The sequence below is a fragment of the uncultured Methylobacterium sp. genome (assembly GCF_964251405.1).
In the GTDB taxonomy this organism is placed as follows: Bacteria; Pseudomonadota; Alphaproteobacteria; order Rhizobiales; family Beijerinckiaceae; genus Methylobacterium.
Window position 1 is genome coordinate 2180 of sequence record NZ_CAXUJR010000107.1, and the last position, 9248, is coordinate 11427.

The 9248-nt window shown below is 65.8% G+C and carries 7 protein-coding genes; 2 read left to right on the forward strand and 5 right to left on the reverse strand.

Going from position 1 to position 9248, the window contains the following annotated elements; all coding sequences use genetic code 11:
• The 5 genes from ACFE7U_RS15645 to urtA form a co-directional block, all read right to left on the reverse strand.
• The coding region (locus ACFE7U_RS15645) for an ATP-binding cassette domain-containing protein (RefSeq protein ID WP_375410649.1) at positions 1-234 on the reverse strand (234 nt) is incomplete at its 3' end.
• Positions 235-319: 85 nt separating this feature from the next.
• Complete coding sequence (gene urtD, locus ACFE7U_RS15650; protein WP_375410643.1) at positions 320-1105, reverse strand: urea ABC transporter ATP-binding protein UrtD; 786 nt, start codon at positions 1103-1105, stop codon at positions 320-322.
• 12 nt (positions 1106-1117) lie between these two features.
• On the reverse strand, positions 1118-2278 hold the full coding sequence (gene urtC / locus ACFE7U_RS15655; RefSeq protein WP_375410644.1) for an urea ABC transporter permease subunit UrtC: 1161 nt from the start codon (positions 2276-2278) through the stop codon (positions 1118-1120).
• A gap of 25 nt (positions 2279-2303) precedes the next feature.
• Positions 2304-3230 carry an urea ABC transporter permease subunit UrtB gene (urtB, locus tag ACFE7U_RS15660; protein ID WP_375410645.1) on the reverse strand — a complete coding sequence of 309 codons (927 nt, stop codon included), beginning with the start codon at positions 3228-3230 and terminating at the stop codon, positions 2304-2306.
• A 108-nt stretch (positions 3231-3338) separates the two neighbouring features.
• A complete protein-coding gene (gene urtA / locus ACFE7U_RS15665) occupies positions 3339-4598 on the reverse strand; it encodes an urea ABC transporter substrate-binding protein (RefSeq protein ID WP_375410646.1) in 1260 nt (419 codons plus the stop codon).
• A 378-nt stretch (positions 4599-4976) separates the two neighbouring features.
• Here urtA and ACFE7U_RS15670 point away from each other — a divergent pair, with 378 nt between their 5' ends.
• Positions 4977-8330 carry an ATP-binding protein gene (locus tag ACFE7U_RS15670; RefSeq protein WP_375410650.1) on the forward strand — a complete coding sequence of 1118 codons (3354 nt, stop codon included), beginning with the start codon at positions 4977-4979 and terminating at the stop codon, positions 8328-8330.
• On the forward strand, positions 8323-9231 hold the full coding sequence (locus ACFE7U_RS15675) for a response regulator (protein WP_375410647.1): 909 nt from the start codon (positions 8323-8325) through the stop codon (positions 9229-9231). The genes ACFE7U_RS15670 and ACFE7U_RS15675 overlap by 8 nt, the downstream gene beginning before the upstream one ends.
• Positions 9232-9248 lie beyond the last annotated feature (17 nt).

A 9248-nucleotide genomic window follows, 5' to 3' on the forward strand; every position in this document is an offset into this window, starting at 1 on the left:
GAGGCCCTTGGCCACGCGCTGGTGGCTCTTGAGACCCGAGATGTCCTCGCCCGCCACCCGGATCGCGCCGGACTTGACCGCGACGATCCCCATCAGGGTCTTCATGAGCGTGGTCTTGCCCATGCCGTTGCGGCCCATCACGGCAACGATCTCGCCGGGCGCGACGGAGAAGTCGAGCCCGTGCAGGACCTCGCTCTGGCCGTAGGCCGAGTGGAGGTCTTCGACCGACAACATCGGGGCCGTGCCCGCGGAAGCCGAGGGCACGTAGGTGGCTGCGTTGTGCGAAACCGGCGTCGTCTGCAGCATCGCGCGCTTCCCCTCAGTGGCCGAGATAGACTTCGATGACCTTGGGGTCGTTCTTGACCCGCTCCATCGACCCTTCCGACAACACCTTGCCCTGGTGGAGCACGGTGACCCGGTGGGCGATGTCCTCGACGAACTTCATGTCGTGCTCGATCACGAGGACCGAGCGGCCGACGATGATCTGGTTGAGGAGCTCGGCGGTCTTGATGCGCTCGCCGACGCTCATGCCGGCGACCGGCTCGTCGAGCATGAGGAGCTCCGGGTCTTGGATCAGCAGCATGCCGATCTCGAGCCACTGCTTCTGGCCGTGGCTGAGGAATTCGGCCCGCTCGGCCAATTGGTCCTTGAGGAAGATCATGCTCGCGACCTCCTCGATTCGGTCGCGGACCTCGGCGTCGCGCTTGAAGGTCAGGGCCCCGAAGACCGAGCGCCCACGCGGAAACGAGATCTCCAGGTTCTCGAACACCGAGAGGTCGTCGTAGATCGACGGCGTCTGGAACTTGCGCCCGACCCCGGCCTGGACGATGGCGCTCTCGGAAAGCTTGGTGAGCTCCTGGCCCTTGTACTTGATCGAACCGGCGCTGGCCTTGGTGCGCCCGCAGATGAGGTCGAGGACCGTGGTCTTGCCCGCACCGTTGGGGCCGATGATGACGCGGATCTCATTGGGATCGACGTAGAACGAGACGTCGTTGACCGCCTTGAACCCGTCGAAGGAGACCGTGAGGGACTCGACGGCGAGGAGGAAATTCGGGGCGTCGGCGCTCTCGCCGATGATCGGCGAGTGGAGGATGGCGGCGTTCATCGGCTGGCGCTCCTATTCGGCCGGGGTGCCGTGCGGCAGGGGCCCGGCATCGGCCGGAGCGAGCGCCTTTACCTTCCGGGTCAGGCGCGGTTCGACATAGGTGCGGTAGATGCCGGCCAGGCCGTTGGGGAAGGCGAGGACCACGGCGATGAACAGCGCGCCGAGCCCGAACAGCCACAGCTCCGGGAAGCTCTCGGAGAAGCTCGTCTTCGCCCAGTTGACGAGCAGCGTGCCCCAGACCGCGCCGAACAGGGAAAGGCGTCCGCCGACGGCAGCGTAGATCACCATCTCGATCGAGGGCACGATACCGACGAAGGAGGGCGACATGAACCCGACCTGGAGGGTGAACATCGCTCCGCCGATGGCCGCGAACACGGCGGCGAGGCAGAACGCGAAGGTCTTGAAGCTCGCGACCTGGTAGCCGGAGAACCGGACCCGGTCCTCCTTGTCGCGCATGGCCAACAGGATGCGGCCGAGCTTGGACTTCTTCACGTACTGCGCGAACAGGATGCAGGCGATGAGCAGGCCGCCATTGACGAAGTAGAGGATGTTGTGGGCGCTGTCGGTGCGGATGTCCCAGCCGTTGAGTGTGCGCAGGTCCGTGATGCCGTTGATGCCGCCGGTGTAGCCCTGCTGGCCGACGATCAGGATGGTGAGAATGGCGGCGATCGCCTGGGTGATGATGGCGAAGTAGGTGCCGCCGACCCTGCGCCGGAACATCGCCGTGCCGATCACGAAGGCGAAGAAGGCGGGCAACGCCACCACTAGGAGCAGCGTGAGGGGAAGGCTCTGGAACGGCTTCCAGATCCAGGGCAGCTCGGTGATCTGGTTCCAGTCCATGAAGTCGGGGATGCCCGGCGTCGACTGGATTTTGGTATTCTCGACGCTCGATGCCTCGAGCTTGAGGTACATTGCCATGCAGTAGCCGCCGAGCCCGAAGAAGCAGCCCTGGCCGAGCGAGAGGATGCCGCCAAAACCCCAGCAGATCACGAGGCCGAGCGCCACGAAGGCGTAGGTGAGGTACTTGCCGACGAGGTTGAGCCGGAAGGCATCGAGCACCATCGGCAGGACGATGAGGATGACGGCGGCGAGGATCGCGAGGCTCACCCACTCCATCGGCTTCATGAAGGGGTTGTCGTGGATATTCGCGGCGGAGACGGGCTTCGTTGCCATCCTGGTCTGCTCCATGATCGCTTCCTCAGCGCCGGACCTTGAGGGTGAAGAGGCCCTGCGGCCGCAGCATCAGGATGCCGACCACCGCGAGCAGGGTGATCACCTTGGCGGTGGAACCGGAGAGGAAGAATTCCAGCGTCGACTGGGTCTGAGAGATCGAGAAGGCCGACGCGATCGTACCGAGCAGGCTGGCGGCGCCGCCGAAGACGACGATGAGGAAGGTGTCGACGATGTAGAGCTGGCCCGAGGTCGGACCCGTCGAGCCGACCATGGTGAAGGCCGAGCCGGCGATGCCGGCGATGCCGCAGCCGAGACCGAAGGTGAGGCGGTCGACCTTCTCGGTGTCGATGCCGACCGCGCCGGCCATGGCCCGGTTCTGCACCACGGCACGGACCTGGGCGCCGAAGCGCGAGCGGTACATAAGCGTAGCGACACCCAAGGTGATCAGCGTCGTGATGGCCATGACGAAGATACCGTTGATCGGCACCTCGATCGTGTCGGTGACCTGGACCGAACCGATGAGCCAAGACGGCAGCTCGACGCCGACCTCGCGGGCGCCGAACACGGTGCGGTAGGTTTGCTGCAGGATCAGCGACAGGCCCCAGGTGGCGAGCAGCGTATCGAGTGGACGCTTGTAGAGGTGCCGGATCAGACTCCACTCGACGAGCATGCCCATCGCGCCGGAGGCGAGGAAGGCGAGCGCCATCGCCACGAAGAAGTAGGCGGCGAACAGCCCGGGCATGTAGGTCTGGAAGAAGGTCGAGCAGAGATAGGTCACGTATGCGCCGAGGATCATGAACTCCCCGTGCGCCATGTTGATCACGCCCATCTGGCCGAAGATGATCGCGAGGCCGAGCGCCATCAGTAGATAGACCGAGAACAGGATCAGGCCGGCGAAACCCTGCATCGCGAAGATCGCGCTGAGGTCCGCGATCGAATATTCACCGAACATCGCCTGATCTCCGAAGGGTTGCGCCAATGGCTCGGTCGGTTCGGGGCTCGCCTAGCAAGCGCCGGACCGGATCTGGCGGCGCGGCAAGCCGCCGCGCCGATCGGGAAGCTACTGGTAGCCCTTGGGGAAGGGGTTCGGCTCGATGAGGTCGGGGCTCTCGTAGACCACCTCGAACTGGCCCGACGGCAGCGCCTTGGCCACGCGGGTCTTCGACCAGAGGTGATGGTTGGGATGGACCTTGACGTAGCCTTCCGGCGCGCCCTTGAACTCGATGTCGGTGGAGGCCACCGCGAGCTTGTCGACGTCGAAGGAGCCGGCCTTCTCGCAGGTCATCTTCCAGAGGTAGGGGCCGAGATAGGCGGCCTGGGTGACGTCGCCGATGACGGTCTTCTCACCCCACATCTTCTTGAAGGCCGCGACGAACTTCTCGTTGTTCGGGTTCTTGAGTGACTGGAAGTACTTCATGCAGGAATAGGCACCGGCGATGTTATCGCCGCCGATGCCGTCGATCTCGTCTTCGGTCACCGAGATGGTCAGCAGGGTCTGCTTCGAAAGGTCAATGCCGGCCGCCTTGAGCTGCTTGTAGAACGCCACGTTCGACCCGCCGACCACGTCGGTGAAGATCACGTCGGGCTTGGTGAGCTTGAGCTTATTGATGACCGAATTGAATTGGGTGTGGCCGAGCGGGAAGTACTCCTCGCCGACCACCTTGGTCTTCAGCACGTTCTCGATGTGCTTGCGGGCGATCTTGTTCGAGGTGCGTGGCCAGATGTAGTCCGAACCGATGAAGAAGTAGGTCTTGGCACCCTTCTCCTTCGCAACCCAGTTCAGTGAGGCAAGGATCTGCTGCGTCGCTTCCTGACCGGTATAGATGACGTTCTTGGACTGCTCGAGTCCCTCGTAGAAAGTCGGGTAGTAGAGAAGGCCATTATACTGTTCGAAGACCGGCAGAGCGGCCTTGCGTGACGCGGAGGTCCAGCAGCCCATCACGGCCGCGCACTTGTCGTTGACGAGGAGCTTCTTGGCTTTCTCCGCGAAGGTCGGCCAGTCGGAGGCGCCGTCCTCTTGGATGATCTTGATCTTGCGGCCGAGGACGCCGCCGGCGGCGTTGATCTCCTCGATGGCGAGCTTCTCCGCCTGGATGGAGCCCGTTTCGGAGATCGCCATGGTGCCGGTTGCCGAGTGCAGGATGCCGACCGTCACCTCTGTGTCGGTGACTGCCAGACCGCTCGTATTGACCGCCGAGGTCGGCGGCGCGGCGGCATAGGCCTGCCGCGGCAACAGCGCGAGGGCGGGCGCGCCCGCCAGACCCATCAGAAGTCTGCGCCGCAGCGCCGATTGCAAACCGTGGTTCGTCTCGTCTGCCATCGTGCCCTCAACCCCTGTTCGTTGCCGGGCGGCTCGTGAACTGGCCGCGATCGGTCGAAGCAAAGGCTAGGCCGCGTGATACGTCGGGGCATATACGCTGTTTTGCGTATGGCAGAGCGGGGGCACTCGGCCCAGGCTGGATCGGCCTCCCCCAAATATGCCGCCGTTTCGATGGAAGCGCCGTGCCTGCATGCTTCTTGCGTAGGCCAACCTTGGCTCCCCAGGCCTCATTCGGGTGCCTTCGCCGTCGCACCGGCTGGACGTGGCCGCGTCGGCAGCCAATGATGCCGCTGGCCAGCCCATTCGCGGCGGTCTTGGTTCCTCACGCCTGCATGGATGTCGACGCCGCGTGATTGGATCAGTGCCACACTGCCGCCCATGAATGCCCGACAGCGCATCGTCCCGATTCGCCGGGACTACAACCGCTTCGTCGCCGACGAGACGCTCGAAGACTACGCCCTGCGCTTCACGGCGAAGAAAGCCCGGCGCTGGTCGGGCTTCCAGGTGGCGCAGACGGCGCTCGGCTCGCTGTCGTTCCTGGCGCTCGAAGCGATCGGCGGCACACTCGTGCTCACCACGGGGTTCACCAATACGGTGGCGGCGCTCCTGGTCGCCGGCCTCATCATCTTCGCCACGGCCGCACCGATCAGCGTCTATGCGGCACGCTACGGCGTCGACATCGATCTCCTCACACGGGGTGCGGGCTTCGGCTATATCGGCTCGACCGTCACGTCCCTGATCTATGCGAGCTTCACGTTCCTGTTCTTCGCCATCGAGGCGTCGATCATGGCGCTCGCCCTGAACCTCTGCTTCGGCCTGCCGCTCACCATCGGCTATCTCGTCAGCGCGCTGGCGGCGATCCCCCTGGTAGTCTTCGGGATCAGCCTGATCAGTCGCTTTCAGATCTGGACCCAGCCGATCTGGATCGTTCTCAACCTGCTGCCGCTCACTTTTATCGCGATGAAGGGTGGGGCGCCGTTCGAAGCCTGGACCGGGTTTGCCGGCATCGCGGGTAAGGCCGGCGGATTCGATCCGGCCCTGTTCGGGTTCGCCGTCGGCATCCTGCTCGCATTGCTGGCGCAGGTGGGCGAGCAGGTCGACTTCCTGCGCTTCGTGCCGGCGATCGAGAAGGAGCGCCCGGGCCGCTGGTGGGGGGCAGTGCTCGGGGCGGGGGCCGGCTGGATCGTGCCCGGCATGCTCAAGATCCTGCTCGGCTCGTTTCTCGCGGTTCTCGTCGTCGGCCACGGCATCCCGCCCGAGCAGGCCGGCGACCCGACGCAGATGTACGCGATCGCCTTCAGTTACGTGGTGCCGTCCCGCGATGGCGCGCTCGCCCTGATGGCCGTCTTCGTCGTGATCTCGCAGCTCAAGATCAACGTCACCAACGCTTATGCGGGCTCCATCGCATGGTCGAACTTCTTCTCCCGGCTCACCCATTCGCATCCCGGGCGCGTTGTCTGGCTCGTCTTCAACGTCGCGATCGCGCTCCTGCTAATGGAGCTCGGCATCGACAAGACCATCGCCAGCACGCTCTCGCTCTATGCTGTGGTGGTCTCGTCCTGGGTCGGGGCGCTCGCTGCCGATCTCGCGGTCAACAAGCCGCTCGGCCTGTCGCCGCCGGGGATCGAGTTCAAACGCGCCCACCTCTATGCCATCAATCCGGTCGGGACCGGTGCCATGGCGGCCGCGATCCTCGTCGGCTGCTCGGCCTATGCAGGGCTCCTCGGCCCTGCGCTCCAGCCCTTCGCGCCTCTCCTGGCGCTCGGCACCGCCTTCGCCGGAGCGCCGCTGATCGCCTATGCCACCGGCGGGCGATACTACCTCGCCAGGACGCCGCGTACGGATTGGGGCGGGGCGTCCAGCATCACATGCGAGGTCTGCGAGCACCCGTTCGAGACCGAGGATATGGCCCATTGTCCAGCCTATGCGGGACCGATCTGTTCGCTGTGCTGCTCGCTCGACGCTCGCTGCGGCGACCTGTGCAAGCCTCACGGACGCCTCGACGCCCAGGCACAGACGATGCTCGCTCAGGTCCTGCCGACCCGGACCGCGCTCTGGATCGGCGCACCGCTGGGGCGCTATCTCGCCTTGATGGCGACCCTGGTGGCGGTGATCGCACTGATCCTCGGCATCGTCCATGCGGGGGCCGTGGCGGCGAACCCAGAGCATCGGGTCGTCCTGCGCACAGCGCTCACCAGCGTGTTCCTGATCCTCGTGGTGATCCTCGGGGTAGTCGCGTGGCTGTTCGTGCTCGCCCAGGAGAGCCGCCGCGTCGCCCAAGAGGAGACCGCTCGCCAGACTCTGCTCTACGAATCCGAGATCGAGGCTCATAAGGTCACCGACGCCAAGCTGCAGGAGGCCAAGGAGATCGCGGAGGCGGCCAATCTGGCGAAAAGCCGCTACGTCGTCGGCATCAGCCATGAGCTGCGCACGCCGCTCAACGCGGTGCTCGGCTATGCGCAGCTCATCGAGGGCGACCCGGAGATCCCGGCCTCGCGCCAGAACGGCATCCGCGTCATCCGACGCAGCGCCCAGCACCTGTCCGGCCTGATCGATGGCTTGCTCGACATCTCACGGATGGAGGCCGGACGGCTTCAGATCCACCGCAACGAGATCCGGCTTGCCGACTTCCTCGACCAGATCGTCGACATGATCAGCCTACAGGCGAAGGCTGCGGGCCTCGCCTTCCGCTTCTCGGGGCCGACCAACCTGCCGGCGGTGGTGGCCACCGACGAGAAACGCTTGCGCCAGATCCTCCTCAACCTCCTCTCGAACGCCATCAAGTTCACGCCTGCCGGCGAGGTGGCGCTCGAACTGAGCTACCGCAACGAGGTCGCGGTGTTCACGATTCGCGACTCAGGGTTCGGGATTCCGGAGGAGGACCTGCAGCGGATCTTCGAGCCCTTCGAGCGCGGCTCGATGCCGGCGGCTCGCTCGACGCCGGGCACCGGCCTGGGCCTCACCATCGCGAACCTCCTCGCCCAGGTGATGGGTGGCGAGATCACGGTGACCAGCACGCTCGGCCAGGGCACGGTGGCGCGGGTGAGGCTGATGCTCGCCTCGGTCGCGCGCCCGGCTCTCGCGCAAGGTTACCCTTTGCGCGCACCGGCCTATGTCGGAGGTCGGCGCACGATCCTGGTGGTGGACGACGATGCGGCTCATCGCGGTCTGATGCACGAGATCCTCGAACCTCTCGGCCTCACCGTCCTCGACGCCGCCGACGGACCGGCCTGCCTGCGCCTGGCCGCGGCGCGGCGTCCGGACCTCTTCCTCCTGGATATCGCGATGCCGGGGATGAGCGGCTGGGAGCTGGCCCTCGCCCTGCGCGAGGCCGGCCATACCGCGCGCATCGCGATGATGTCGGCCAACGTCCACGAGATCAGCCCGAATCGCGGCGACGACGCGCCCCACGACGACATCATCCCCAAACCCTTCGACCTGCGGGACCTCATCGCACGCATCTCGGTGCTGCTCGACCTCGACGGAGCGTTGCCGCCGGAGACGGCGCCCGAGTCCGATCTCGGATCGGCCGCCCCGCGGCGTGATCAGGTCGCCGAATTGCTTCGGCTCGGCCGGATCGGCCATGTCCGCGGCATCGAGGCCAAGCTCGCTCAGATGGAGGCGCAGGACCAACCGCCCGCCGCCTTCGTCGCGCAGATGCGCGGCTTTGTGGGATCCTACGATCTCAGGCGCTACATGAGCGTGCTCGAAGGGCTCGCCCGCGATGGCTGAGGCGCACCGCGACATCGTCCTCGTCGTCGACGATTCCCCCGAGACGTTGAGCTTCCTCACCGACGCGATCGAGCGCTCGGGAGCCACCGTGCTGGTGGCGGTCGCCGGCGACCTCGCCTTGGCGCTCGTGGAGGAGATCACTCCCGATATCATCCTCCTCGACGCGATGATGCCGGGCATGGACGGTTTCGAAACGTGCCGGCAACTCAAGGCGCGGACCGACCTCGCTCACGTGCCGGTGATCTTCATGACCGGCCTGTCGGAAACCGAGCACATCGTGAAAGGCCTCGAGGCTGGCGGTGTCGACTACGTCACGAAACCCATCGCCCCCGACGAGATCCTAGCCCGTATCCGCGTTCACTTGGCTGGAGCCCGCTCGGCCCGAAGCGCTCGAGCGGCGCTCGACACGACCGGCCGCACCCTGTTCGCCGTGGACCGCGAAGGGAACGTGCTGTGGTCGACGCCGCAGGCGGCACGTCTCCTGACGGGGATCGCCCCTGAGAGCATGCCGCTCGGCCTGCCTGCCGCCGCCCAGGCCTGGCTTAACGGCTGCCTATCCGGCATCGCGATCGCCCCGATCCCGCTCTCGGACAGGAACGGCACCGCCTATTCCCTGAGCTTCGTCGGGAGCACCGGCGAGGAGATCCTTCTGCGCCTCGCCCGGGACGGGACCGCGACCAGCCTCGAACGATTGGGCGCGCGTCTGCGCATCACGAACCGCGAGGCGGAGGTTCTGCTCTGGCTCTCCCGCGGCAAATCGAGCCGCGATATCGGCGAGATCCTGGGCCTGAGCCCGCGGACGGTCACGAAGCACCTCGAGGCCATCTACGCGAAGCTCGGCGTCGAGAACCGCACGGCGGCCTCCGTCATCGCCGCGCGCCATCTGCAGGATCTGGCATGACGAGCCGACCCTCGGGT

Bases quoted from the DNA above. Each gene is read 5' to 3' on its own strand.
- urtC (WP_375410644.1), bottom strand. From the start codon at position 2,278: ATGGCAACGAAGCCCGTCTCCGCCGCGAATATCCACGACAACCCCTTC.
- ACFE7U_RS15675 (WP_375410647.1), top strand. From the start codon at position 8,323: ATGGCTGAGGCGCACCGCGACATCGTCCTCGTCGTCGACGATTCCCCC.
- ACFE7U_RS15670 (WP_375410650.1), top strand. From the start codon at position 4,977: ATGAATGCCCGACAGCGCATCGTCCCGATTCGCCGGGACTACAACCGC.
- urtA (WP_375410646.1), bottom strand. From the start codon at position 4,598: ATGGCAGACGAGACGAACCACGGTTTGCAATCGGCGCTGCGGCGCAGA.
- urtB (WP_375410645.1), bottom strand. From the start codon at position 3,230: ATGTTCGGTGAATATTCGATCGCGGACCTCAGCGCGATCTTCGCGATG.
- urtD (WP_375410643.1), bottom strand. From the start codon at position 1,105: ATGAACGCCGCCATCCTCCACTCGCCGATCATCGGCGAGAGCGCCGAC.